This is a genomic window from Bacillus swezeyi (assembly GCF_001969815.1).
Lineage (GTDB): Bacteria > Bacillota > Bacilli > Bacillales > Bacillaceae > Bacillus > Bacillus swezeyi.
The window spans coordinates 340,209-363,889 of sequence record NZ_MRBK01000006.1 but is presented as its reverse complement, the minus strand read 5'-3'; the positions used below and the strand labels follow the sequence as shown (position 1 = coordinate 363,889).

Annotated in this window: 26 protein-coding genes; 11 read left to right on the top strand and 15 right to left on the bottom strand. The window is 44.7% G+C overall.

Annotated elements, in window-relative coordinates; all coding sequences use genetic code 11:
* Positions 1-70 precede the first annotated feature (70 nt).
* The 8 genes from BTA30_RS07975 (at position 71) to BTA30_RS22715 (ending at position 6,865) form a co-directional block, all read left to right on the top strand.
* A complete protein-coding gene (locus tag BTA30_RS07975; RefSeq protein ID WP_076760710.1) occupies positions 71-604 on the top strand; it encodes a hypothetical protein in 534 nt (177 codons plus the stop codon).
* Between the two features lie 131 nt (positions 605-735).
* A complete protein-coding gene (locus BTA30_RS07970; RefSeq protein ID WP_076760709.1) occupies positions 736-1,587 on the top strand; it encodes a DUF72 domain-containing protein in 852 nt (283 codons plus the stop codon).
* A gap of 18 nt (positions 1,588-1,605) precedes the next feature.
* Positions 1,606-2,430, top strand: coding sequence for a sulfite exporter TauE/SafE family protein (locus BTA30_RS07965; RefSeq protein ID WP_076760708.1), 825 nt, complete (start codon positions 1,606-1,608; stop codon positions 2,428-2,430).
* A 19-nt stretch (positions 2,431-2,449) separates the two neighbouring features.
* Positions 2,450-3,808: a bifunctional metallophosphatase/5'-nucleotidase gene (locus tag BTA30_RS07960; protein WP_076760707.1), complete on the top strand. Its 1,359-nt coding sequence runs from the start codon at positions 2,450-2,452 to the stop codon at positions 3,806-3,808.
* 85 nt (positions 3,809-3,893) lie between these two features.
* Positions 3,894-4,199 (top strand): YunC family protein, encoded by a 306-nt coding sequence (locus tag BTA30_RS07955; protein ID WP_076760706.1) that lies wholly within the window; start codon positions 3,894-3,896, stop codon positions 4,197-4,199.
* Positions 4,200-4,267: 68 nt separating this feature from the next.
* Positions 4,268-5,041, top strand: coding sequence for a sporulation protein YunB (yunB, locus tag BTA30_RS07950; protein WP_076760705.1), 774 nt, complete (start codon positions 4,268-4,270; stop codon positions 5,039-5,041).
* 184 nt (positions 5,042-5,225) lie between these two features.
* Positions 5,226-6,755, top strand: coding sequence for a sodium-dependent transporter (locus BTA30_RS07945; protein ID WP_076760704.1), 1,530 nt, complete (start codon positions 5,226-5,228; stop codon positions 6,753-6,755).
* Positions 6,752-6,865 (top strand): methionine/alanine import family NSS transporter small subunit, encoded by a 114-nt coding sequence (locus BTA30_RS22715; RefSeq protein ID WP_076760703.1) that lies wholly within the window; start codon positions 6,752-6,754, stop codon positions 6,863-6,865. The genes BTA30_RS07945 and BTA30_RS22715 overlap by 4 nt, the downstream gene beginning before the upstream one ends.
* Before the next feature lie 40 nt (positions 6,866-6,905).
* Here BTA30_RS22715 and BTA30_RS07935 read toward each other — a convergent pair whose 3' ends face one another.
* On the bottom strand, positions 6,906-7,886 hold the full coding sequence (locus BTA30_RS07935) for a M23 family metallopeptidase (protein ID WP_076760702.1): 981 nt from the start codon (positions 7,884-7,886) through the stop codon (positions 6,906-6,908).
* Positions 7,887-8,117: 231 nt separating this feature from the next.
* On the opposite strand from BTA30_RS07935, the gene lipA reads away from it, so the two are divergent.
* Positions 8,118-9,029: a lipoyl synthase gene (gene lipA, locus BTA30_RS07930; RefSeq protein WP_263315914.1), complete on the top strand. Its 912-nt coding sequence runs from the start codon at positions 8,118-8,120 to the stop codon at positions 9,027-9,029.
* Between the two features lie 254 nt (positions 9,030-9,283).
* Here lipA and tkt read toward each other — a convergent pair whose 3' ends face one another.
* The 4 genes from tkt to yneA form a co-directional block, all read right to left on the bottom strand.
* Entirely contained in the window at positions 9,284-11,287 is a 2,004-nt protein-coding gene (tkt, locus tag BTA30_RS07925) for a transketolase (protein WP_076760700.1), read from the bottom strand.
* Between the two features lie 172 nt (positions 11,288-11,459).
* A complete protein-coding gene (locus BTA30_RS07920) occupies positions 11,460-11,690 on the bottom strand; it encodes a DUF896 domain-containing protein (RefSeq protein ID WP_076760699.1) in 231 nt (76 codons plus the stop codon).
* A 35-nt stretch (positions 11,691-11,725) separates the two neighbouring features.
* Positions 11,726-12,400 carry a YneB family resolvase-like protein gene (locus BTA30_RS07915; protein WP_076760698.1) on the bottom strand — a complete coding sequence of 225 codons (675 nt, stop codon included), beginning with the start codon at positions 12,398-12,400 and terminating at the stop codon, positions 11,726-11,728.
* 19 nt (positions 12,401-12,419) lie between these two features.
* Entirely contained in the window at positions 12,420-12,731 is a 312-nt protein-coding gene (gene yneA / locus BTA30_RS07910; RefSeq protein ID WP_076760697.1) for a cell division suppressor protein YneA, read from the bottom strand.
* A 156-nt stretch (positions 12,732-12,887) separates the two neighbouring features.
* On the opposite strand from yneA, the gene lexA reads away from it, so the two are divergent.
* A complete protein-coding gene (lexA, locus tag BTA30_RS07905) occupies positions 12,888-13,511 on the top strand; it encodes a transcriptional repressor LexA (RefSeq protein ID WP_076760696.1) in 624 nt (207 codons plus the stop codon).
* A 210-nt stretch (positions 13,512-13,721) separates the two neighbouring features.
* Here lexA and BTA30_RS07900 read toward each other — a convergent pair whose 3' ends face one another.
* The 8 genes from BTA30_RS07900 to BTA30_RS23335 all read right to left on the bottom strand — a co-directional run bounded on the left by BTA30_RS07900 (position 13,722) and on the right by BTA30_RS23335 (position 21,289).
* On the bottom strand, positions 13,722-14,150 hold the full coding sequence (locus BTA30_RS07900; protein WP_076760695.1) for a NucA/NucB deoxyribonuclease domain-containing protein: 429 nt from the start codon (positions 14,148-14,150) through the stop codon (positions 13,722-13,724).
* A 126-nt stretch (positions 14,151-14,276) separates the two neighbouring features.
* Complete coding sequence (gene blaOXA / locus BTA30_RS07895; protein WP_076760694.1) at positions 14,277-15,077, bottom strand: class D beta-lactamase; 801 nt, start codon at positions 15,075-15,077, stop codon at positions 14,277-14,279.
* Between the two features lie 94 nt (positions 15,078-15,171).
* Positions 15,172-17,616, bottom strand: a complete 2,445-nt coding sequence (locus BTA30_RS07890; RefSeq protein WP_076760693.1) for a peptidase G2 autoproteolytic cleavage domain-containing protein — start codon at positions 17,614-17,616, stop codon at positions 15,172-15,174.
* Between the two features lie 201 nt (positions 17,617-17,817).
* Positions 17,818-18,510 (bottom strand): hypothetical protein, encoded by a 693-nt coding sequence (locus BTA30_RS07885; RefSeq protein WP_076760935.1) that lies wholly within the window; start codon positions 18,508-18,510, stop codon positions 17,818-17,820.
* Positions 18,511-18,557: 47 nt separating this feature from the next.
* On the bottom strand, positions 18,558-19,397 hold the full coding sequence (locus BTA30_RS07880) for a thymidylate synthase (protein ID WP_076760692.1): 840 nt from the start codon (positions 19,395-19,397) through the stop codon (positions 18,558-18,560).
* 76 nt (positions 19,398-19,473) lie between these two features.
* The gene (locus BTA30_RS07875) at positions 19,474-20,232 is read right to left on the bottom strand and encodes a hypothetical protein (protein WP_076760691.1); all 759 of its coding nucleotides are present in this window, start codon (positions 20,230-20,232) and stop codon (positions 19,474-19,476) included.
* Between the two features lie 90 nt (positions 20,233-20,322).
* Positions 20,323-21,156 carry a prohibitin family protein gene (locus BTA30_RS07870; RefSeq protein WP_076760690.1) on the bottom strand — a complete coding sequence of 278 codons (834 nt, stop codon included), beginning with the start codon at positions 21,154-21,156 and terminating at the stop codon, positions 20,323-20,325.
* Complete coding sequence (locus BTA30_RS23335) at positions 21,149-21,289, bottom strand: DUF8570 family protein (RefSeq protein WP_164470222.1); 141 nt, start codon at positions 21,287-21,289, stop codon at positions 21,149-21,151. Before BTA30_RS23335 ends, BTA30_RS07870 begins: the two co-directional genes overlap by 8 nt.
* Positions 21,290-21,508: 219 nt before the next feature.
* Here BTA30_RS23335 and BTA30_RS07865 point away from each other — a divergent pair, with 219 nt between their 5' ends.
* On the top strand, positions 21,509-22,045 hold the full coding sequence (locus tag BTA30_RS07865; RefSeq protein WP_083696924.1) for an AAA family ATPase: 537 nt from the start codon (positions 21,509-21,511) through the stop codon (positions 22,043-22,045).
* A gap of 247 nt (positions 22,046-22,292) precedes the next feature.
* Here BTA30_RS07865 and BTA30_RS07860 read toward each other — a convergent pair whose 3' ends face one another.
* Positions 22,293-22,898: a TetR/AcrR family transcriptional regulator gene (locus BTA30_RS07860; RefSeq protein WP_076760688.1), complete on the bottom strand. Its 606-nt coding sequence runs from the start codon at positions 22,896-22,898 to the stop codon at positions 22,293-22,295.
* A 335-nt stretch (positions 22,899-23,233) separates the two neighbouring features.
* Positions 23,234-23,536 (bottom strand): hypothetical protein, encoded by a 303-nt coding sequence (locus BTA30_RS07855; RefSeq protein ID WP_076760687.1) that lies wholly within the window; start codon positions 23,534-23,536, stop codon positions 23,234-23,236.
* Positions 23,537-23,681: the final 145 nt, after the last annotated feature.

Genomic DNA, 23,681 nt, shown 5'->3' with positions numbered 1-23,681 from the left:
TATTATTTAATCCATTTGTGTTATTATTTTTTTAAACACAATTGTATTAAAAAGGAGAGGCAGACACTGGATGATCGGTTTATTGATTATAGCTTGTGAAATAGGATTTTGGGTTTTTATTCTGTTAGGACTGTTTTTTCGATATATTGCAGGGAAGAAAAAAATCGGCTTCATGATGTTTGCTTGTACGCCTGTGTTGGATTTGCTTTTGCTCATTTCAACAGCGGTTGATTTGCACAATGGAGCTGAGGCGGATACACTGCACGGTATAGCTGCCGTTTATATCGGAGTCAGCATCGCATTCGGCAGCCGCATGATCAAATGGGCGGATGCCAGATTCGCCCACCGTTTTGCCGGAGGTCCGAAGCCTGATAAAGGTCCGCGGCATGGCAAAGAACATGCAAAAAAAGAGCGGGCAGGCTGGTTCCGCCACTTCATAGCCTGGGTGATCGGAGCGGCGATTTTAGCCGGAATGCACCTGTTCATCGGAGATGCGGAAAGAACAGAACCGTTAATGCAAATGGCTTCTTTATGGACAATCATACTCGCAATCGATTTTCTTTATAGTTTCAGCTTTACTCTTTATCCCAAGAAAGCACGCTAAAGAAGCCGGAGAACCCGGCTTCTTTGTTGTTGATGAAGTATTCCGCTTTAAAACAGGAAAAGCTACAAACAGGCCTAAATATAAGATTCTGTAAAAAACCTGTGATAAACTAAAAAGAGAGGTGAACTGCATTGATTTATATCGGATTAACAGGATGGGGGGATCATGACAGCCTGTATCCGCCCAAGACGAGCAGCCAAAACAGGCTGATCCGCTATTCGGCTCATTTTCCGATCGTTGAGCTGGATGCGAGCTTTTATGCCATTCAGCCGGAGAGGAACAATGAAAAGTGGGTAAAGGAGACGCCTGAATCGTTTCAGTTTATCATTAAGGCTTATCAGGGGATGACAGGACATCAGCGCGGGGAGATCCCTTTTGAATCGAAGGATGAGATGTTTGATGCCTTCAAACTGTCCTTAACACCCTACATAAAAGCGGGAAAATTGGCGATGGTCCTATTTCAGTTCCCGCCCTGGTTTGACTGTAAAAAAGAAAATGTCAACTACTTAAGATGGTGCAAAGAGAAGATGGGAGACATTCCGTGTGCGCTTGAATTCAGGCATCGGTCATGGTTCATGCCCGAGTATTACGATAAGACGCTCGCCTTTATGGAAGAGCAAAACTGGATTCACAGCATATGTGACGAGCCGCAGATCGGGGAAGGCTGCATTCCGGCCGTCCTTCATGCGACAAACAGCGAAAAAACGCTAGTGCGCTTCCATGGCCGCAATAAAGAAGGATGGGTTAGACCGTCTTCAGGGCAAAACTGGCGGGAAGTCAGATATTTGTATTTATATAATGAACAGGAACTGCAAGATTGGAAACAAAACCTGGAGCTGCTAGAGAAGCAGTCGAAAAAGCTATATGTGCTCTTCAATAACAATTCCGGAGGAGATGCGGCTGCGAACGGCAAACAATTGATGAAATTATTGAACCTTGAATATACAGGGCTCACTCCAAGACAGCTCGATTTATTCAGCTGAGAAAAGAGGACTCATTTTATGGAATATCTCATACTGGTTATACTTGGTCTGATCGCGGGAACCATCGGCAGTCTCGTCGGTCTGGGAGGAGGGGTGGTCATTGTTCCTTCCCTGCTTTTTTTAGCCGGCATTCCCGGAATGTTTGATCAAGTGACACCGCAGATGGCGGTGGGCACATCGCTCCTCGTCATCATTTTTACAGGACTTTCTTCAACAATGGCTTATATGAAATATAAAACCGTCGACTACAAGAGCGGACTGATTTTTTTCATCGGATCTGGACCCGGCAGCATCGCCGGAGCCCATGTTTCCAAGTATTTCAGCTCAGACTCGTTTTCTCTCTGGTTCGGGATTTTTATGATATTGATATCCCTTTCATTAATGATCAAGAAAAAATTGAAACCGGCGGATAGAGAACATACGGGAGTCATCAGGACATTTAAAGGCGATGATGATGGACAAGATTATACGTATTCCTACCAGCCCCTCGCTGGAATCGCAATCGCGTTTTTTGTCGGCTTCCTCGGCGGTTTATTTGGGATCGGAGGAGGCTCGTTGATGGTGCCGGCGATGATGCTCTTATTTTTATTCCCGACAAGGGTTGCCGTTGCGACATCCATGTTTATCATTTTTCTTTCATCTGTTGCTGGATCTGTCGGCCATGTCATATCGGGCCATGTCAATTGGCTCTATGCATTTGCGCTGATTCCAGGCGCATGGTTTGGCGGTCAGCTTGGCGCTATAATGAATAAAAAAATGCAAACGAAGACAATCGTTGTCATCATGAGGCTTGTTCTGATCCTGATCGGAATCAGATTAATCTATCAGGGCGTATTTAGCTAAACGTTAGGGAGAGATTTGCATGCGGGAAAAGCTCCATATTTATCATACGAACGATTTGCACAGCCATTTTGAAAACTGGCCGAAAATCGTAGACTACATACAAACACAAAGGCAAAAACATGCGGCTGATCATGAAGAGGTGCTTCTGTTCGATATCGGCGATCATGTGGACAGGTTTCACCCGATATCAGAAGCGTCATTTGGAAAAGCAAATGTGGAGCTGCTGAATCATCTGGACTATGATGCCGCAACGATTGGAAATAATGAAGGAATCACACTGCCGCATCTAGAGCTCGATACGCTCTATGATGACGCTTCTTTTCCGATTGTTGTCTCCAACTTGTTCGACAGCGAGGGAAACAGACCGGCCTGGGCACAGCCTTATTGGATCCAATCGCTGAAAAACGGCCTGACCATCGCCATCCTTGGTGTGACGATACCTTATTATCCGATTTATGAACAGCTCGACTGGAAAGTCACAGATGCTTTTGAAAGCATTGCTGAGGTATTGCAAGAGGTAAAAGGAAACGCCGATATCACGGTTCTTCTCTCCCATTTAGGCATTTTAGACGATCAGCGGGCCGCAGAAGCATTTCCTGAAATCGATTTGATCCTGGGCTCCCATACCCATCATTTGCTTGAAGACGGCATGATGAAAAACGGTGTTTTGCTCGCCTGCGCGGAAAAATACGGAAACTATGTCGGTCATGTTGAACTCACGCTTAACAAAGGGATAGAAGACAAAAAGGCCGAAGTTCTAAAAACGGCTGATTGGAACAGGGAATCGGAAGAAACCATTGCGATGCTGAAAGAAAAAGAAAAAGAGGCCGGACAAGTTCTGCAGCAAGAAATTGCGATATTGGATCAGCCGCTTGAAACCGACTGGTTTGGGACATCCCCTTTGCCTCAAATGCTGGCTGATGCGCTGAAGGAATGGTGTGATGCAGAAATCGGAATGGTCAACGCCGGGATTGTGCTTGATTCTCTTTCTAAAGGAGCTGTCACGAAAGCAGATATCCACCGGATTTGTCCGCACCCGATTAATCCGGTCGCCATTAAACTGACGGGAGCCGAGCTGAAAGAAATCGTTCTTCAGGCTTCAACAGAGAAAATGGAACAGCTGCGCATTAAAGGGCTCGGCTTTCGCGGGAAAGTGATGGGAAGAATGATGTACTCCGGTCTCGATGCCGAAAAGCTGACGGTCAACGGGGTGAAAATGGAAGCGAACACGGTTTATCAGCTCGCCACTATTGATATGTTCACACTCGGAACCCTTTTTCCCGCCATTCGCGATGCCGATCATATTCAATATTATATGCCCGAATTTTTGCGTGATCTGCTCTCTTGGAAGCTTAAAAAGATGGGGCCGCTTTTGTAAACGGAGATGCAAAACCAGCCTTTCCAGGCAAACCGGAACAAGTCTTCCGCTTTATCATACATTAATGGTAAAGGGAGGGATAGCAATGGTGAACTTGACTCCGATTATGATTGAAGATCAGCCGTTCACGGCTGTCACAGTCAAATTGCCAAAAACGAATTTTATGGCGGTTGCAAATGACCATGGATATATTATGTGCGGAGCGCTTGATGTTGCCCTGCTGAATGATAAATTAAAGGAACGGAAAATTGTCGCCGCGAGAGCCGTCGGCGTCAGGACGATCGACCAGCTTCTCGAAGCCCCGCTTGAATCTGTGACAGATGCGGCCAAAGAGCTTGGTATACATGCGGGAATGAGCGGAAAAGAGGCCCTTTTAAAAATGGCGAAATAAAGTTGTCTGATTGAATCGTATATCCCCTCTTACAAGCATACACATTGTGATGTAAGGGGGGATTTTGCTTGCGAAGATTTCGCGGCCCTCTGTCAAAAAGAGGACCTTTGCCTTTTCGATATGTCATGCTTCTTTCTTTTGTATTTTTCACTCTTTCTACCACAATCAGCTTACTGATTATCAACACATCTATCAAACCGACGCTTTTGCACATTGCGGAAATGGAAACCAACAGGATTGCAACGCACGTCATCCAGGAAGCCGTTGAGGACTATATGAACGAAGATGAAAATGTGCAAAACATGGTGGAGATGAAGTCGGATGAAAATGGAAAAGTGACAACGATTAACTTCAATTCCCATGTTGTTCGTGATATGCAAACCAAGATTACGAAACGACTGCACGACAACTTAAAAGTAACGGAAACGGAAGAATTTAATTCTTCTGCGAAAACGCCGGACGATCGGAGTGACGGCGTTATTTATCAAATTCCTCTTGGCCAGACAACAGGAAATTCCCTGCTTGGAAACCTCGGGCCGAAAATACCGGTGCGCTTCAACGTTGTTGGAGATGTTTTTACAGATTTTAAAGAAAGCGTCAAACCATACGGAATTAATAATGCATTAATTAATCTCGGCGTGCTTGTAGAGGTCAAAATTCGTGTGGTCATTCCGTTTGCGACAAAGACTGCGGTTGTGAAAAATACGGTTCCGGCGACAATTCAGGCCGTTCATGGAGATGTACCGGATTTCTACAGCGGCAACGGGAGCCAGACGGCGCCATCCATTCAGATTCCGTCCAAAGACGAAAAAACGGATGAGAAAGCGGATCAAAAGAAGTAAATGTTTCCAGGCATTCTGCAAAAACGCATGCAGAATGTTTTTTTCATTGAATCAAAAACGGCATGTGTCTATTTTCTTAAAAAAATACTTTGACTTAGGCATAAAGACTGTATATACTATTCAATAATAATAATTAGAAAATTCTTTTTTTTCTGATGTTTCAAAAAGGTAAAGGAGGAAGCTTATGGATACTCGTCCGCAATGGGGAACAAGAGCGGGTTTTATCATGGCAGCAGTCGGTTCTGCAATCGGCTTGGGGAATATTTGGAGATTCCCGGCTGTCGCTTATGAAAACGGAGGCGGCGCTTTCTTTTTGCCATATTTGTTTGCGCTGTTAACCGCAGGAATTCCCCTTCTCATAATGGAATTTACAATCGGCCATAAGTACAGAGGGTCGGCACCGCTTTCTTACGCCAGAATGGGGAAAGGAAAAGAATGGATCGGCTGGTGGCAGGTTGCGATATCATTTGTCATTTCAACTTATTATGCCGTTATCGTGGCTTGGGCCATATCCTACGCCGTTTTTTCTTTCAACTTGGGATGGGGTAAAGATACAGAAAATTTCTTAATGACTGAATATTTAAACAGAGTGGATATCAGCGGCGGTGCAATCGGCCAATTCGGCGGCTTTGTGCCGGGTGTCTTGATCCCGCTGGCGATCGTTTGGATTGTCTCTCTGGGCATTTTATTTGCCGGAGTCAAAAAAGGGATCGAAATGGCAAACCGGATTTTCATTCCAATGCTTGGGGTCTTATTTTTAATCATTGTCATTTATTCGATAACACTGGATGGAGCATCTCAAGGGCTGAATGCGTTTTTTACTCCTGACTGGAGTCAGATTACAAACGGAAAAGTGTGGGTTGCAGCATACGGCCAAATTTTCTTCAGCCTGTCGATTGCTTTCGCGATCATGATTACCTATTCCAGCTATTTGCCGAAGAAGTCAGATATTACTAATAATGCATTTATTACCGGATTCGGCAATTCATCTTTTGAACTTTTGGCTGGGATCGGCGTATTCAGCGCCCTTGGATTTATGGCGGCGCAGCAGGGCATTCCGGTGAAAGAGGTTGTCTCTTCGGGAGTCGGCTTGGCGTTTGTCGTATTTCCGCAGATCATCAATGAGTTTCCGGCGTTTAATGCGCTGTTCGGATTTTTATTCTTTGGTTCGCTCGTTTTAGCCGGCCTGTCATCTCTCATTTCGATTTCGGAAACGTATGTGTCCGCGATTCAGGATAAATTTAATGTTCCGCGGCGGAAGGCCGTCCTGTACGGCGGAGGAGCCGCTGCTCTGTGTTCATTGGTGTTTGCTACAAAAGGCGGATTGTTCTTCCTCGATGCGGCCGACTACTTTATCAATAATTTCGGAGTAGCGCTTGCCGGGTTGATTGAAGTCATTGCCATCGCCTGGTTCGCCAGAGAGCTCAAATCTCTTCAGGCTCACGCCAATTCGGTTTCCGACATTCAGCTGGGCGCATGGTGGAGAATTTGTTTAAGTGTTGTCACTCCGCTTGTACTGGGCTATATGATGTTTGATAATATCAAAACGAATCTGACAACGGCTTATGGCGATCTGCCGATGGAATTTCTGCTGAAGTGGGGATGGTGTGTGGCGGTTGGCGCCATCGCAGCAGGCTTCCTGCTCTCGCTTTCTAAATGGAAGAATGGGCTTGGGTATACTTCACTTCATCAAGATAAGGAGGTTTCCTCATGAGCGGTGCTTCTATTGCAATGATGTCTGCAGGCATCATCATTATTTGGGGAGGATTGGCCGCAAGCATCACAAATGCGGTTGTGAAACATAAAAAACAACAAAGCAGTTAATTATAAGCATCCCTATTCAGTTGAATAGGGATGTTTGCTTTTATTTTTTCTTTCTGATTTCTTTTCGTTCCCATGCTCTCAAGTGAGGATACGGATCAAATGACCATTCGGTTCTCCCATTATCTTTATACATGCCGTAGTGCAGGTGGGGAGGGAACTTTCCGGATGTTCCCGGCGGCCCGTATCCCGTATTGCCGACAGAACCGATGACCTGTCCCGGCTCAACGATCTGCCCGACTTTTAATCCTTTGCTGAATCCATTCAGATGGGCAAAATAGTGATACGTATTATTGATGTCTCTGATCCCGATTCTCCATCCCCCAAAACGGTTCCAGCCCTTCATTTCAATAATTCCGTAGCATGTGGAGCGAACGGGCAGACCATAGTGGGCGAACAAATCGGTTCCTTCATGGATGCGCCTTCCGCCGAATCCGCGGGCATCTCCCCAGGTGCTTCTATAGCTGTAATCTGATTTTACCGGCAGAGGAAAGGCGTGTTCACCTAAATCAATGTGGCCGTACTTTTGAAAAAGCTTGATAAAGCCTGAAATGATGCCGACCGTCTGATCCCTTTCATAAAATTCCCACAGCCCGATGCGGATGTTATCGATATCTCTTCCATATGTCAGCAAGTATTGGCCAAATGTATAAAGGACATCTTCATCCTGATCTGCTTCTGCTTTACCGTCTCCGTTTCCATCCATTCCAATTCCGTCAAAAACCTTGATGCTGAGCGGTGACTTATCTTGAGGATTCGGGTTTTCAGGACCGCTCCAGATGCTTTGGGGAATATAGATCCCTGTATCACCCTTCAGCTTTGGCAAATCTCTGCGGTTTTTGCGGAGATTGATCTCATATTGATCCACAGCTGCGAAAACATACCAGGGAATATGAGTTGCCGCCTCTGTTTTATGATATAGCGCCATTCTCTTCTGCAGATCAGGCTCTTTTTTTTCCTTCGCGAAAGCACAAGGCTGCAAAATGAACAAAAGGAGGATGAGAACGGATAATACAACTTTCACAGTGTCCTTAGCTCCTTTCCGTTTGAATACATATAGTTTGTGACATATGAAGGAAACGATAATATGAAAATGTTAGTAATTCCATATTGTGAAACCAACACTTGTTCACAAATCTGTACTATGTTAAAGTGACTAAAGATGACGATTTGGTTTTTTAAGCGGTTCCAAAAGCAAGGGACACATCCGGCGTAGCGTCAAAACTTTCGTATTTGAACTTGACTACAATCCACGATGGAGATGATGGAATTGGCAAAGAAAGACGAGCACCTGAGAAAGCCCGAATGGCTTAAAATTAAGCTGAACACGAATGAAAACTATACGGGTTTGAAAAAGCTAATGAGAGAGAATAACTTGAATACGGTTTGTGAAGAGGCAAAATGTCCGAATATTCATGAATGCTGGGCCGTCAGACGGACTGCGACCTTTATGATCCTTGGATCTGTCTGCACCAGAGCCTGCCGGTTCTGTGCGGTAAAAACAGGACTGCCGACCGAACTGGATTTAAATGAGCCGGAACGCGTCGCAGATTCTGTGAGCATTATGAATCTGAAACATGCGGTCATTACAGCTGTTGCCCGTGATGACTTAAAAGATGGAGGCGCAGGCGTTTTTGCTGAAACGGTGCGCGCTGTCCGCAGAAAAAGCCCTTTTACAACGATTGAAGTTCTCCCTTCTGACATGGGCGGAGACTATGATAATTTAAAAACGCTGATGGATACCCGGCCGGACATCTTAAACCACAACATTGAGACGGTTCGCCGCCTGACGCCAAGAGTCCGTGCAAGAGCTACATATGATCGGTCTTTGGAATTTTTGCGCCGGGCCAAAGAGATGCAGCCTGATATTCCAACGAAATCCAGCATTATGATCGGTCTTGGCGAAACAAAAGAGGAAATCATTGAAACAATGGATGACCTTCTTGCAAACAACGTCGATATTATGGCAATCGGTCAATATTTGCAGCCTTCTAAAAAACATATCAAAGTACAAAAGTACTATCACCCTGATGAGTTTGCCGAGTTAAAAGAAATCGCCATGGAAAAAGGCTTCAGCCATTGTGAAGCTGGACCGCTCGTCCGTTCTTCATACCATGCCGACGAACAGGTGAATGAAGCGTCTAAAAAACGTCAGGCGCAGGCATAAACGGGGACTTAGCAAAAAAAACGCCAGACATTCTGGCGTTTCAGATTGTTGACAAAATCCTAAAACGGTTTGAAGTTTTAGGATTTTGTCATCCTTTCAGCGTGATTGAAAACCTTTGCAGTCTAGGAAGCATCGGAGCGGAGCGAATGTTGCAATTCGTGAGCACCGACGCGCAGGCCTGACAACGAATGCGAGGGTTTGTCGACACGCTGAGAGAATGATTCGGAGATCATTCTCTTTCCCATGCAATGTCATTATTGATTTAAAAGCTTTTTCACGCGGTCTGCAACATTCGCTGGAGTGAAGCCGTATTCCTTCAAAATCGTTTCCCCAGGAGCGGATGCGCCGAATTGGTTAATGGCGAGAATATCGCCTTCAGTGCCTGTATATCTGTCCCATCCGAGCGGCGATCCCATTTCAATTGCAAGACGTTTCGTCACATCAGAAGGAAGGACAGCGTTTTTATACTCGGCTGACTGCTTCTCAAAGCGGTCCCAAGACGGCACGCTGACAACTGATACATCAATGCCTTCTTTCAGCAGTTCGCTTTGTGCGTCAATCGCAAGTCCGACCTCTGAGCCGCTTGCAAGCAGAATGGCAGCTGGCTTTTCATTTTGACTCTTAGACACGACATAAGCTCCCTTTTCAACACCTTCATATGCCGTTTCGGCAGACTGGTTGATCGTCGGCAAGTTTTGACGAGTAAGGACAAGCGCAGTCGGCTGGTTGTCTGATTGAAGTGCAAGCTTCCATGCCGCAGCTGTTTCGTTTCCGTCAGCAGGTCTCATGACAGACAGATTTGGAAGAGCGCGGAGAGATGCAAGCTGTTCAATCGGTTCATGCGTCGGACCGTCTTCTCCCACTGCGATGCTGTCGTGTGTAAATACATATGTGACCGGAAGCCCCATTAAAGCGGCAAGGCGAATCGCCGGTCTCAAATAGTCTGAAAAGACGAAGAATGTTCCGGCAAACACCCGGAGACCGCCATGAAGAGCCATTCCGTTTAAAGCTGCACCCATGGCAAATTCGCGGACGCCGAACCAGATGTTTCTGCCGGCATAGTCTTTTGCTGAAAAATCGCCGCCGTTTTTGATCGTCGTCTTATTGGAACCAGCCAGATCGGCAGAGCCGCCAAAGAAAAACGGCACTTGTTTCGCGATTCCGTTCAGCACTTCTCCGGAAGATGCGCGTGAAGCCAGGCTGCTTCCTTTCTCATAAACAGGAATTTCCTTTTCCCAGTCAGCAGGAAGCTCTCCTTTGATGCCCAATTCAAGTTGTTCTGCAAGCTCCGGGTGAGCTTTTTTGTATGCTGAGAACAGTTCATTCCATTCCTGTTCCTTGCGCTTGCCAGCCTCTTTCACCGTTTCGTTGAAGTGATCGTATACTTCAGAAGGAACATGGAAATCTTCTTCATATGTCCACTCATACGCTTCTTTTGTCAGCTCAGCCTCTTCTGCACCGAGAGGAGCGCCGTGAACGCCTGAAGTTCCCGCACGGTTTGGAGATCCGAAACCGATCGTTGTTTTCACTTCAATTAATGTCGGCTGATTTTCATTCTGCTTCGCTTTTTCAAGCGCTGCTGTAATTTCAGTAATGTTATTCCCGTCTTCTACATAGAGCACTTCCCAGTTCATTGCTTCAAAGCGCTGCTTCACGTTTTCAGAGAAAGAGCGGTCTAAATCTCCGTCAAGGGAAATATCATTGGAATCATAAAGCACGATTAAACGGCCGAGGTTTAGGTGGCCTGCAAGTGAAGCCGCTTCTGATGAGATTCCTTCCATTAAATCCCCGTCACCGCAAATACTGTATGTATAATGGTCAACGACACGATATTCGCTGCGATTGTAAGTTTCCGCAAGATGGCGTTCTGCAAGCGCCATTCCGACAGCCATTCCGATTCCTTGACCGAGCGGGCCTGTCGTCGCATCAACGCCAGGAGTATGTCCGAATTCAGGATGACCTGGTGTTTTGCTGCCCCATTGGCGGAAATTCTTTAGATCTTCCATCGATACATCATACCCGCTTAAATGAAGCATGCTGTACAGCAGCATTGAACCATGTCCGGCAGATAACACAAATCGGTCTCTGTTAAACCAGCTTGGGTTTTCAGGGTTTACATTCATCATTTTTGTCCAAAGCGAATAAGCCATCGGAGCAGTCCCCATCGGCATGCCTGGGTGGCCGGATTTTGCCTTTTCAATGGCGTCTATGGATAGTGTCCGTATCGTTGCGACAGATTTTAATTCAATCGTTTTCATTTTTATCCCCTTCCTGTATGTACTCTACTTTCTTATCATAAATCTACCCATCAGTTTTCACAACCATTTCAGCTCAGAAAGCGTCTGAAAAATGATGGTTGATCTCGTTATGCTCCTTTTATTTCAATAGTATACACAAAAAGGGAATACGATATTGACGTATTCCCTAAAATTAATGAAGGCGGCGGTTTTTTTCCTTTTTGAGCTTTTCCGGCGTCACATCATTGCCTTCCGGATCTACGATTGTCACATTTTTCAGCGTGTTTTTCATAGATGCGCGGACACCATTCAAATATTCCTGGCGCAGCTTCTGCTGTTCTGCTTTTTCTTCCTCCGTCAAAGAGCCGGTTTTTGATTTTTTCGCAAGCTCATTGATTCTGGCTATTTTTTCTTTGGAAATCATAATATGCTCCTTTGATTTGTTTATCATTCATACTACTAAATTCGCTCTCGTTTGACAACAAATGAATCCGGCTGGCTGCTCTTATACTCCTGATAGCGGCGGTGTACGGTAGCTTTCGATATGCTGTACCCAAAGCCCCTTAAAACGGCTGCAATCTCTGCAAACGTCAGCTTGTTTTCCCTGAGCCGAATGATTTCTGAAAGCGGGGCTTCAATCCGCTCTCTCCCGTTTCCTTCATGTTGGTTTTTTAGATTCCTTTCCGGGCGGTAGCCGTTTTCGACCGCTTTCTTCATCCCTCTTTTAATCTTAAGATTATGTATTTTCCGCTGGTATTCTTCCACGATGCCGACGATTTCCAAAACCATTGAGTCGGCCTCGGAAAGTTCCAGCTGTCCCCTGTGTGCGAGTGTATAAATTTGAACCCCTTCTTTATATAAGCAGTGAAGGAGGGCTATTTTGGCGTTTCCTCTTCCAAGCCTTGTATCATCCTGGATCAATACAGCATCCACGTCTGATCTTTTTATTTCATCAAGCAAATCGAATACACCGTCCCGGTCCATTTCATATCCGCTCGCCTGTTCGGAAATGACTTTTACAACGGTCATGCCGTGTTCGGCTGCAAGTGATGCAAGCTCCTCTTCCTGCCGTTTTAAGGAGGTTTCCTGCTGCTCCTTCGTCGTGCTCACCCTGGTGTATATAATCGCGTTCATGGAAATCCCCTCACCCTTCTTACTCTACTTCTGCAAGCTGATATCGGTCAGAATGCTGTTTGGTTACCGGCAGGATCAAAACATCGCCGGGCTTGATGACAGATGTCGGCAGATCGTTTTTGTCGGCAACCCACTCAATGAATTTTTGCTTGTCAGCGGACTTGCCGCCCTCGATGTGATCGGCAATCTCCCATAAAGTATCTCCTTCTTGAACTTCTATTTTAACATATTGCTTGCTTTCCTCCATCTTCCCGGCAAAAGACAAAAACAGAACACAGAAGCTGATCACAGCAGTAAACAGACTGACGAAAATCAATGATTCCCTATTCAAATCTATCACCCCAAACAGAATATTTGTTCGCTTTTTGTGCTTTCAGTATACATACGAACAAATGTTTCTGTCAATTGTTTTTTTCGAACCTATGTTTGTACTTCGAGGAAAAACATGCTATAATCTACCTAAAATCGACGTTTTGAGGTGCAGATCATGACGAAGCTATCAAAAAGACAACTTGATATATTGCGGTTCATTAAGGAAGAAGTGAAGCGCAAAGGCTACCCGCCTTCCGTCAGGGAAATCGGCGAAGCGGTCGGCCTGGCATCAAGTTCTACCGTACACGGCCACTTGGCAAGACTTGAGACAAAGGGGCTGATCAGAAGAGACCCGACGAAGCCGAGAGCGATCGAAATCCTGGATACCGAAGAAGAGATTCACATTCCGAAAAACCAGGTTGTCAACGTTCCCGTCATTGGAAAGGTAACGGCCGGGATGCCGATTACTGCCGTCGAAAATATCGAGGAGTACTTTCCGCTCCCTGACCGCCTGGCTCCGCCGGAAGAACATGTTTTCATGCTCGAGATTATGGGGGAAAGCATGATTGATGCAGGGATACTGGATAAAGATTATGTAATTGTAAAGCAGCAGAGTACCGCAATCAATGGAGATATCGTCGTGGCCATGACCGAAGATGACGAAGCGACAGTCAAGCGGTTTTTCAAAGAAGAGACCCATATCCGCCTCCAGCCGGAAAATCCGACGATGGAGCCCATTATCCTGCAGAATGTGATCATTCTCGGCAAGGTGATCGGCGTTTTCCGAACCGTTCATTAATCACGGGCTTACTCAGGACCGCCGGGAAACCGGCGGCTTTTTTTGATCAAAAAAATCAGGTTCGAGACCATGCCCATTGTTTGGGTGGCGAACCTGAAAAAGAGGAATTCATAATATGCTTACACACCTATTATCTCTAACTTTACATTTACTGTCAACAAAAAAGTTTCCTGAAGGAAAAAAAATTAAAACAATACATTTTTTTTGCTTTCACTGAACAATAAATAAAATTTTTGTTCCATCGGCATATCCGCTCAGCCTGCTGCCGACCCAGGAACCTGCCCCCCGGTTATCTGTTGAAGCGACATATCTCACTGATGCCCCCTTCCCTCCTTCCTCACACATCGCCATCGGCCATTCATCACGATCATATCCCGGTTTCGTCGGAATCCCTTTTAAAGACTCCTGGCGCCGCTTATCCGCTCCTTCTCTTTCGATTGTACAGACATCGGAATGACCGGCTTTAATGGCATCGCTGATATGCGCCCCTGTTTCAGGATAGCGCGATTTCGGGAAATACAAAACATCATCATATCTTGCAGCTCCTTTTGCATGCTGCGTTGACGATGCAGCACCTTCAGAAAGCCCTGGCAGCACAGCCGCAATAAGCAGTAATCGAATCGTCCATCTCTTCAACATAAAAAAACTCCCTTTCAATATCCTGGTTTTATCACCAGGTTAAGGGAGGATTGTTTTCGCTTTTCGGTTTTTTTGTGTAAAAGACGTTTAGATTGTGTAAAAGATCGACATTTCATCTCAACATTTTTATTCGTCTATTAATCGGTATTTCTTTAATATGCTGCGCGTAATGGCTTTTGCATTTGAACCTGTGCCATTTATGTTTGTGGCGAATACATAAGTTCTGCCGCCGTTTTTAACGATCCCTGTAAACCAGCCCAGCTTCATATCGGACAGCCTTGTGCCTGTTTTGCCGTAAAGTATGTAGCTGTCTGTTTCTTCTTGAATCATCATCCGCTTTACCGTTTTCATCACAGACTTGTCAAATGGAAGCGATTCTTCATAAAGCTTTTCCATAAAATCGGCCTGTTCCAGCGGAGAAATTTTCAGCGTGCTGTCGAGCCAAAACTGATCGATTCCGCCGCTTATATCCTGGTTGCCGTAGGAAATCTTTCGAAGCCAATCTTCCATGCGCTCCCTGCCGATGTCTCTGGCCATCGCCTGATAATACCAGATGACGGATTCGCGCATCCCCGATCCCAGGGTATGATCACGGTTCCAAGAATCAAACTCCCTTACAATGCCGTCCCAGCGCTTGACATCATATTCGTCTCTGACTGCCCCCGTCTGCAATCCGATCAGCGCATTTGCCACTTTGAAAGTGGATTCAGGCGTCAGCCTTTTATAGGCTCTTTCTTTGTTATAGACAAAGGTTTGACCGTTCTTGATGTTTCGCAAAATAAACGTTCCGTCATATCCATTAAAATATTCTTTGACCTTGAGCTGTTCATCGGAAGAACGGGATGCGGTTTTTTTGGCATCGGCTTTAACAGTAAAAATGGCTCCGGTCAGAAGCAATGCGGAAAACATGTACATCAGCTTTTTCATTCGATCACTCCTTTGCTTTTGTCATACATCTTCATATTATGGATGAGCACTTCAAAATGGATATTTTTTCTTCTGACCATCTTTATGCCGCACGTTATTTGATTAAGGCGAGAGCGATTCCGTATCCTTTTTCAGGAGTGTAAGGAGCGGTTATTTTGATCACTTTCCAAGAACCTTCGGCTGCTTTTGTCCCTATGCCGTTAAGCGCTCCTAAATAATCTCCTTGACGCACTGTGCCGTCAATACGTACATAATGCCTGCCCAAAAGCCCGACTACATGCCATTCATCTCTGGCATCACGTGAAAGGTATCCGTCTTCCAAAGCCTTGTTATAGTCTGGATTTTGTTTCGGCAGGCGAATCAGCTCTCCTGTTTCGATATCGGTTACTTCCTCATAAATCAATCCGCCAAACTCGTTTGTCAAATAGCGGCTCTGCCAGGTGAAGCTAGATGCCCCCGAAACAAAAGCGGCTGTTTCCGATACAACCCCAAGCAAATCATCTCCGCTTTGTGCGGGGGCCATTTTTTCTCCTTTTAGGGCGACGATTGTGCCTGTATCGATCAACTGCCCGCTTTCACTTTCAAAATATTCTCCATAGCCGGTTAATGAAGAGGTTATTGCCCCCGCAAATGCTCCATTTCCATAGCGGGAGTCAAGAAGCCATTTGATTGACTGGTGACCTCCAGCCACTGTGTACGGCTCTTCCAGTGTAATGCTTTCAGAGGACAGAATCGTTCTGGAAACACTGTTGCCTGTAATATGGGAATTGTTTGAAGCTGTGATAAATGCACGGGAGCCCTCTGTGCTTGAACCGCCCGAAGCTCCGATGACCGCATTTCTTTCACCTTTTGCCGTAATATCTCCGGTTCCGGCAATGACGGCGCTTGTTTGATTAAATGCAAAACCGGAGGTGGTTGCAATCTGGGCGCCGCCCTTTAAACTGACGGGCATCTGCTGATAGGTTTGACCTTTAATGGATGCAGCAGCACTGTACCCCTCCGCCAGAACCCCGATGATGACGGCCTGACTGTTCGGCGATTGGATGCCTGCCGTCCCGCCTTCTGTTAACATTGTTCCGTTCATAATATTGACGTAATAGAGTCCGCCTCCGATCGATATTCCTATTGGAGCGGAATGGTAAAAATCAAAGTTTGATATTTTGACATGATCGGTTTTATTTGCCCCTCCCGATAAATTAATATCGACACCGGCCTTTTTAAATCCGCGAATCTTAATCCCATTGATCGTAATGTTTTGACTTCGGTACTGCAATGCCACTACAGGATAGCCGCTATAGTCGTAATCCGGATTTCCGATCGCTGTGAATCCGCTTACATAAACATTCTTATAGGCTGAAACAACGAGCGCTCTCGGAGTAACATTCTCATACAGGGAATTGAAGACAGGCTCAACCGCTGTACAATCAATGAGCGTTACATCGTATGCTGTGGTGCTTTCCGGATCTGATGCCTGGTGGTGGCCGATATGCCGGAGGTCAAAAGCGCGGACATCCCGGTAGGATATGTGGCCGATAATATGGACGTTTTGAGAAGCCGGCCACATTTCGTGGGCTTTCACCTCCACCCCGCGAATGTTTCCGCTTGTCACGTTATTTAAAAGCCAGACATGCTTTGACCCATCATCAATCTCGATACCGTTGGAGTTGGACATGCCTTCGGCGTGCTCTGTGCCGCGCGGGTCTCCAGAATGGCAGTTTGAAATAAAGATGTATTCGCTGTAATGCGTAGTTATGCCGTCATCGCCCGCGCCATATGTGACACAGTTATCGATCCAGATATACTTGGAGCCGTCCTTTGTCCAGTCCGTATCAGGCAAATGATCATATGTCGGAGATGTGATATCAATTCCGTGAAGACCTGCATTGACGGCTTCAATATCTTTAATCCAGCCAAATTCGACTTTTGCAAACGTTAAGCAGCTGGAAAACTGTCCTCCAGGGTTTCTCACTCCGCATTGTCTGTCCGGATTCCAGTCTAAAGTCATCCCCTGGACAAAAATATTACGGTTTCCATTTTCATAATCATCATTCGTGATGCCCCATTCATGTGCCGGGGTGTCCTCATGAAGTTTAATGATTGTGACACCTTTGCCTTGTCCGACAAGATATGTCCAAGACGGGAGCTTGATTCCTTGAACAAGATATTCGCCCGCCGGAATGTTCACTCTAACTCGTCCATTCCCGATTGCATTGCGGAAAGCTTCCGTATTATCCCTTCCATCAGGAACAGCCCCGAAATCTTCAACATTAACTTCACGGGTGATTTTGCCAAGCAGTTTATGATATTCCTTGTCAAGCCGCTCTTTCAACAGTGCAGTCGCCTCTCCTTCGGCCGTCACCCTTGCATCTGTCACCTCAACGCTTTGAGAGGTTTCGACATGCTGAATGAGATTTTGCATCCTTGCTTTCAGATGTTCAATTTCCGTCAAACGGTTGTGATGCTTTAAAAAATCAGCTTTGGCACGGGACCTCAATTCGGGATTTAGAGACACATCAGAAGGTTTTTGTGAATGAACCATTCTAAGTACACCTCTTTCTTTTAATGTGAGCGCTGAAGTGTGGACGGGAAGGCTTGTCTGCATCTCGAATATAAAGCGGTCAAACCATCCAGTTTACTTCTATGTTATAAATTGGATGTGAATGCCTGTAATCCCTCTAAAACATGTAAAAAAAGGACGGATGATCAGTTTTTTCGATCCCCCATCCTTTAAAAGCGGCTATTATAGCTTTTCATTTTCTGCGATTTCCTGCCGTCTCTCTAATTTCAGTAAACCTGCTACATGATGTTTTAGCGGATCGAGCGGATTGATGATCATCTCAGATGATGAATTTTCCGCCGCTTTAGCAGCATCAACCATGGATAACTGAGCAACGGAGAGCAGCCTGTTTTCGTTATTTGCGATTTGCTTGATATGTTTCTCGATCTCAGCATCGTACATTTCTTTATATCCACGCATGATGAGATCGAAAGTATGTTCAAGAATTATACACTCCACATCCGGGGATTTTTTCCGCTGACGCGCGTATTCATTCAGACGTTCCATTGTCCCTGCAACAGTTGCGGGATTAGAAAAAAGCATCAATTGCCGCTTCTCGGTTTGGCAGATTTGTTCAAAGAACGGTTCATCAATGTTTATAACCGGCACGGGAATGGAAAATTCCACCTCCTGTAAAACCGCAATATAATTTGTGCAAGTGATCAAAATTGCGTCTGCACGGCATGATGCCATCCATTCGATTTGCTCTCTTGCTTTTTGTGCAGCATTGAAGGTTTGATCTGCCGTTAATTGATGCAGCAAACCTGGATCGACAAAGTGGACAAGCTCTATATTATATTGAGAAAACTCACGTTCTGCATATCCAATATTCGAGTGATGGGCATGAAGACAAGCCAGCCTTTTCGGCAATTCGATTCCTCCTTCATTTATGAAAAAACAGGCGGGGGAACCGCCTGTTATCATCACACTGCCACTTCAAATGCCAGCTTGTCCCCGTGTTTATAATCAACGAGTTTAAAATCATCGATCGTAAAGTCGTAAAAATCTTTAATATCCGGGTTGATCCAAAGCTTTGGAGCCGCATACTGCTCCCGTTTCATCTGAATGTTTAAATTGTCGATGTGGCGCGTGTATATATGGCAGTCGCCGATATTGAAGATATATTCGCCAAGCTCATAACCAAGAACTTGGGCAATCATGCGCTGGAGGACATTATATTGAAACACATTGAACGGGTTGCCCAATGCCATATCATTGCTTCTTGCCCTTACTTCCAGAGACAGTTTTCCTTCTTTGACATACCACTGCGTCTCATATACGCATGGCGTCAGCGCCATGTCATCCAAATCATCGGGATTCCACAGCATTGTCAAATGCCTGCGGGATGACGGGTTATGCTTTAATTGGTGGAGCAAATAATCCACCTGGTCGACTTTTTGGCCGTTGACCGTTCTGTTTTTCTTTCCTAATTGAAAGCCGTATGCTGAACCGATCGTGCCATCTTCCAGTCTCCATTGATCCCAAATATGCACGCCCATATCGTTAAGGATTTGTACATCATTGGACTTCAGCTGCCAAATCCACAACAGCTCTTTTATAGCTGTCTTCCAGGCTACTTTTTTGGTGGTCAAAATCGGCACCTCGGAATTATCAAAACGCATGTTTTGACTCATGATGCTCAATGTGTGAGCAGGTGTGCCGTCTGAATCCCATCTCGTCCGCACTTGATATTCTTCATCAGAAATCCCGGATTCAATGATTTTTTGAATGATTTCGTTGTATTGTTGATCATAGTGGCTCATGTTATCCTCTCCTATCCTCTTTCCAAATGATATGTATAAAATGAGTTTTTTTCAATAGAAACGAGAAGATATTTCTTCAAGCGGAATGATATACATCTAATGCGCTGATCAAAACATTCTTGTCGAAGCCGGTCATTTGATGGATTTTTTCCGCCCACCCTTCGATTGAATTCGGCTTTGCTTCCTGAAATAAACCGCTGCTTGTGCTCATCCGACTGTTCCAGCCGCTGAATTCCCAGTGTGCAGTTTCATCTTGATATGGGATTCTGCATTCTAACAAAGGCTCCGGTTTGAATGTATTCTGCGAATATTCCGCCGCTTCTAAAAAAAGCTTCATGTCTACAGGTTCCGGATCATAGACTTGTTTCGAGCTTTTTCCATTCGGCCTGTGATAAATGACTTTAATGCGGTATGCTGCTGATTTGATTTGAACTTGTGCGGCGGGAAAAAAACCGCTTAACTTTTCATCTGTAAAATCTTCAGACTCGAAATCTATCAAGATCGGATTCAGCCATTGGTCACCTAAATCACATAAAAAGCGCCGCCCCTTCTCATCCAATGCGATCACCGCAGCATGCGCCCTGTCTGTTTTGAGATGATGGCCGATCGGATACGCTTTTACTCCGTCATTTTTCAATTCATCAAGCAGCCAAATCGCCAGATCAAAACAATTGCCGGAAATGCCGTATTGCTGGTGGTGCTCTTTCATTAAAGATAAATCCCGCTGTTTCCGATCACCCGCCTGATGATAAAACCACGCCTTCGTCAGCGTTTCCATAGGAAATCGGTCGAACTTTCTCCATGTAGTAAGGATGTCATTTGGAGCCAACACCATTTATTCCCCCTTTCTGAATGTGTTCCTCACTATTCTTTATTTTATATCAGCTTTAAAAAACCCCTTAAAAATAAGGGGTTTTTTAAAGCTTTATTTGCCGGCGTCATCTTTAGGCAGCTGAATTAACGAATTGGAGCCCGTGGCTTTCGGCATTTTTCCGTCCCATTTTTGGATCCACTGATATTGAATCATTTCATCTGACATTGATTTTTTAATAATTTCATTGTACTCGGCGATACCTTCAGCTTCAATTTTTTTCTTTTTCGCTTCCGCTTCGGCGATCTTAAGCTCTGTCTGCGTTCTTTCGAGCTCTTGCGAAGACTTCACGCGCGCGTCAATCGCTTCTTGTGTTGCTTTATCCGGCTTTGGAACCCCAAGGGTTAAGTCATCAATCACAAACCCGAGCCTCTTCATATCATCGGCAAATGTTTTTTGCACTTCTGCGGCCGCATCGGATGACTTTTCTCCGTAGGTATCAATCACGGAGTATTTTGAAATTGACTTTCTTGCAGCATCCCATAATCTCGTTTTCAGATAGCTGTTTTCTATCGATCCAATATCGACCGCTCCGAATTTATTAAACAATTCTACGACTTTATCAGGCTGTACGACATAGTTATAGGCAATATCCATCGAAATGTTTTTTCCGTCTGAGGTTGCCACTTGAATATCCTGATTGTTTACAGTCTGCATCCGAACCGGATATTTTGTGACTTTGTCAAACAGTCCGACAAAGTGCCATCCCTGATCAAGCGTTTCTGATTTCACACCGCCATTTGGGGAATAGACGACCCCGACATAGCCGTTCGGGATTTTTTCTATGAAAAGCGAAGCCGTAAATCCCGCCACAATTAAAGCGGCGGCGACAATAATTCCGCCAAGTAATGCTTTGTTTTTGTTCTTTTTGGTTTGTTTTTCATTCATCTCGGTCATCCTCCAGCGTTTTCTTGATTTTGCTTGCTCCGCTCCCGACTTTTTTAAAAAGCGGGCTTAACATAAGCCATACTCCAAACCCGATAATAAAAAGAAGTATGATGGAGCCGATCATGACTTTCACTTTTGTTCACCCCTTTTACCTGCTGTTGATTAATTCGTATGACTTTAAAATCATTTCACTTATGTTTACGTTCATATGAACTTAAAGTTTCATTTTTTTTATAAGAGCTGTGATGATTCAGAAGGAATTTGACCGCAGCTGAGAGAAGAACATTAAAATGTTTCATCATCAACTTATATGGTTTCAGGAGGCTCTTTATTCTGGGCGGGAGTGATGCAGATGTTAAATAAGGGAATTTATATTGTCACCGGGATCATGGCCTCGGGAAAATCGACGATTGCTCAATTGCTGTCCGAACAATTTGAACAAAGTGTTCATGTCCGGGGAGATCTATTTCGAAAGATGATTGTGAAAGGAAGCATTGACATGTCACCAGATGATCCGCAAGGTGCGGCAGAACAGTTGAAGCTTCGCTACACTATCGCGGCAAAAGTCGCAGAAATGTATTACAAAGAAGGGTTCGCCGTCGTTTTACAGGACATCTATTTGGGAAAAGCGGTTCATTCCTTTCTTGAAAGCTTTGCAGCAAAGCCTCTTTACTTTATTACGCTAAACCCGAATGTCAAGGCTATTATGGAGAGAGAAAAGCTGCGAAACAAAACAGGCTATTCCAATTGGGAAATCGAACCTCTTTATAACATCCTGAAAAATGAAAATCCAAAATCAGGACTTTGGATCGATTCATCTGATTTGACCCCAGAAGAAACAGCGGCTGAAATTATAAAAAGGGCAGAGTCGGAGGCACGCCTCGCATAGGCAGAATGAGCTGTATTCCGGCGGATTTTGCCATGCTTTTTAAAGCGTGATTCAGAACATCGCAGTTCAGGAAGGACGGACACAGAGCTGACTTTCACAGAATGCGGCGTTCAGACAAGGCGGCAGAGCTGTAGCATCCGTTCCTTTCTTATTCGTGAGCACGGACCCAGCAGGCCTGACAACAAATGTGAGGGTTTAGCGACACCCTGAAGCCGCCGGCCGAGCCGGCAGCTATTTTAGCATCCTGCTATATATTCATTATTTTTTGTTTAATTTGGGAATATATTTTTGGGTTGAGCAAAAAAATGATGGATTGGAGCTGTTCCTGTTTATTAATCGAGGGGTCTGCATAATGTTGGTTGTTATAGCCGTTAAAAATCGAAATCAATGTTGTTGCCATCACTCTTGGATGAAGCTGGTTTTGAACGATCCCTTCCTCCTGAAGCTGCTCAATCAAAACGACAAAAAACTCTCTCCACCGTTCATATAACAAAGACATTTTCCTCTGAATTTCAGGGTATCTGTGGCTGTTTGCCATAAATTCCAAAAACAAAGCTGTCGAATGCTCCTTATTTGTCGTTTGAATCAAGTGTTCAATTCCTGTCAGCAGTCCCCTCAAATTCTTTTTCTGAAAACATCTCATACTGGTTTGAAACCGCTCTTCCATCTGCTCATTCATAATATGTAGAAACAGCGTCTCCTTAGATTTGAAATATAAATAAAATGTAGCTTTGGAGTATCCGGCTTCTTTCATGATCTCATCTACAGATGTTGCCGAATATCCATTTTGAGCAAACAGATGATATCCGGCATCTACGATTTTTTGAATCGTATTCTGTGTGTTCTTTTTCATTAAGCTGTCCTGTCCTCTCTTCTCTAATTGAAAATGAATCGGTATGGATTTAGAAAATCTGTAAACGCCAAGGACTATTATTTTTAAAGAAAATTGGAAAAGGCACTTAAAACCTGCACCAACAGACTGAATGGGCGCTCTTTTCAAGCATAGCAGTGAAAAGCAAACAGCGCCAAGTGACATAAGCCTGGTAACTATAATGAATTCAACAAGGCCAAACGGTATGTAAATTTCTGCTTAAAAGTACTTTCTGACGGCACGCATGTACACCCTTCCGCAAAAATCCCAACATTCATTCTAGCATTTACTGCTAAAAACTGCATATATATTGTAATTTATTTAATTGAATTTTTCAGTTTTTTATAAGATTTGATAAAATGCGCCGGATCAACATCCACTTCAAATGCAAATACCCCTTGATTTGTATGAAGGTAAAGCAAACCAGCATCCGAAATAGGCCTGTATGATACATCATTGACATGCTCCAAAGAAAAATGGCGGTTCCCTGTTAAAATTTTGTCTTCATATAAGTAAATATCATACTGTTTTTTCGTATAATGCTGCTGATTGCCATCAATGGTTCGCTCGGTTTTATAATAGCTGACAGCGGACATGATCTTGCGGTGCTCGTCCTTCATAAGATACCTCCATTCCCTTTTATATGAATTCGGCCATGAAATACTCATCAACACACGTTCCATTCACCATCATCGAATGCATAAAGAGGCGGATACCTATTCCCTGTCCTGTATACGCTTGAAGAATGCCTATTACAATATGGGC

Bases quoted from the DNA above. Each gene is read 5' to 3' on its own strand.
- tkt (WP_076760700.1), bottom strand. From the start codon at position 11,287: ATGAAAACGATTGAATTAAAATCTGTCGCAACGATACGGACACTATCC.
- BTA30_RS07865 (WP_083696924.1), top strand. From the start codon at position 21,509: ATGTTAAATAAGGGAATTTATATTGTCACCGGGATCATGGCCTCGGGA.
- BTA30_RS07975 (WP_076760710.1), top strand. From the start codon at position 71: ATGATCGGTTTATTGATTATAGCTTGTGAAATAGGATTTTGGGTTTTT.
- BTA30_RS07875 (WP_076760691.1), bottom strand. From the start codon at position 20,232: ATGGTGTTGGCTCCAAATGACATCCTTACTACATGGAGAAAGTTCGAC.
- BTA30_RS07900 (WP_076760695.1), bottom strand. From the start codon at position 14,150: ATGTTGAAGAGATGGACGATTCGATTACTGCTTATTGCGGCTGTGCTG.
- blaOXA (WP_076760694.1), bottom strand. From the start codon at position 15,077: ATGAAAAAGCTGATGTACATGTTTTCCGCATTGCTTCTGACCGGAGCC.
- BTA30_RS07890 (WP_076760693.1), bottom strand. From the start codon at position 17,616: ATGGTTCATTCACAAAAACCTTCTGATGTGTCTCTAAATCCCGAATTG.
- BTA30_RS07960 (WP_076760707.1), top strand. From the start codon at position 2,450: ATGCGGGAAAAGCTCCATATTTATCATACGAACGATTTGCACAGCCAT.
- BTA30_RS07880 (WP_076760692.1), bottom strand. From the start codon at position 19,397: ATGAGCCACTATGATCAACAATACAACGAAATCATTCAAAAAATCATT.
- BTA30_RS07965 (WP_076760708.1), top strand. From the start codon at position 1,606: ATGGAATATCTCATACTGGTTATACTTGGTCTGATCGCGGGAACCATC.
- BTA30_RS07955 (WP_076760706.1), top strand. From the start codon at position 3,894: ATGGTGAACTTGACTCCGATTATGATTGAAGATCAGCCGTTCACGGCT.
- lipA (WP_263315914.1), top strand. From the start codon at position 8,118: ATGGAGATGATGGAATTGGCAAAGAAAGACGAGCACCTGAGAAAGCCC.
- BTA30_RS07945 (WP_076760704.1), top strand. From the start codon at position 5,226: ATGGATACTCGTCCGCAATGGGGAACAAGAGCGGGTTTTATCATGGCA.
- BTA30_RS07870 (WP_076760690.1), bottom strand. From the start codon at position 21,156: ATGAATGAAAAACAAACCAAAAAGAACAAAAACAAAGCATTACTTGGC.
- lexA (WP_076760696.1), top strand. From the start codon at position 12,888: ATGACGAAGCTATCAAAAAGACAACTTGATATATTGCGGTTCATTAAG.
- BTA30_RS07915 (WP_076760698.1), bottom strand. From the start codon at position 12,400: ATGAACGCGATTATATACACCAGGGTGAGCACGACGAAGGAGCAGCAG.
- BTA30_RS07855 (WP_076760687.1), bottom strand. From the start codon at position 23,536: ATGAAGGACGAGCACCGCAAGATCATGTCCGCTGTCAGCTATTATAAA.
- BTA30_RS07920 (WP_076760699.1), bottom strand. From the start codon at position 11,690: ATGATTTCCAAAGAAAAAATAGCCAGAATCAATGAGCTTGCGAAAAAA.
- BTA30_RS07860 (WP_076760688.1), bottom strand. From the start codon at position 22,898: ATGAAAAAGAACACACAGAATACGATTCAAAAAATCGTAGATGCCGGA.
- BTA30_RS22715 (WP_076760703.1), top strand. From the start codon at position 6,752: ATGAGCGGTGCTTCTATTGCAATGATGTCTGCAGGCATCATCATTATT.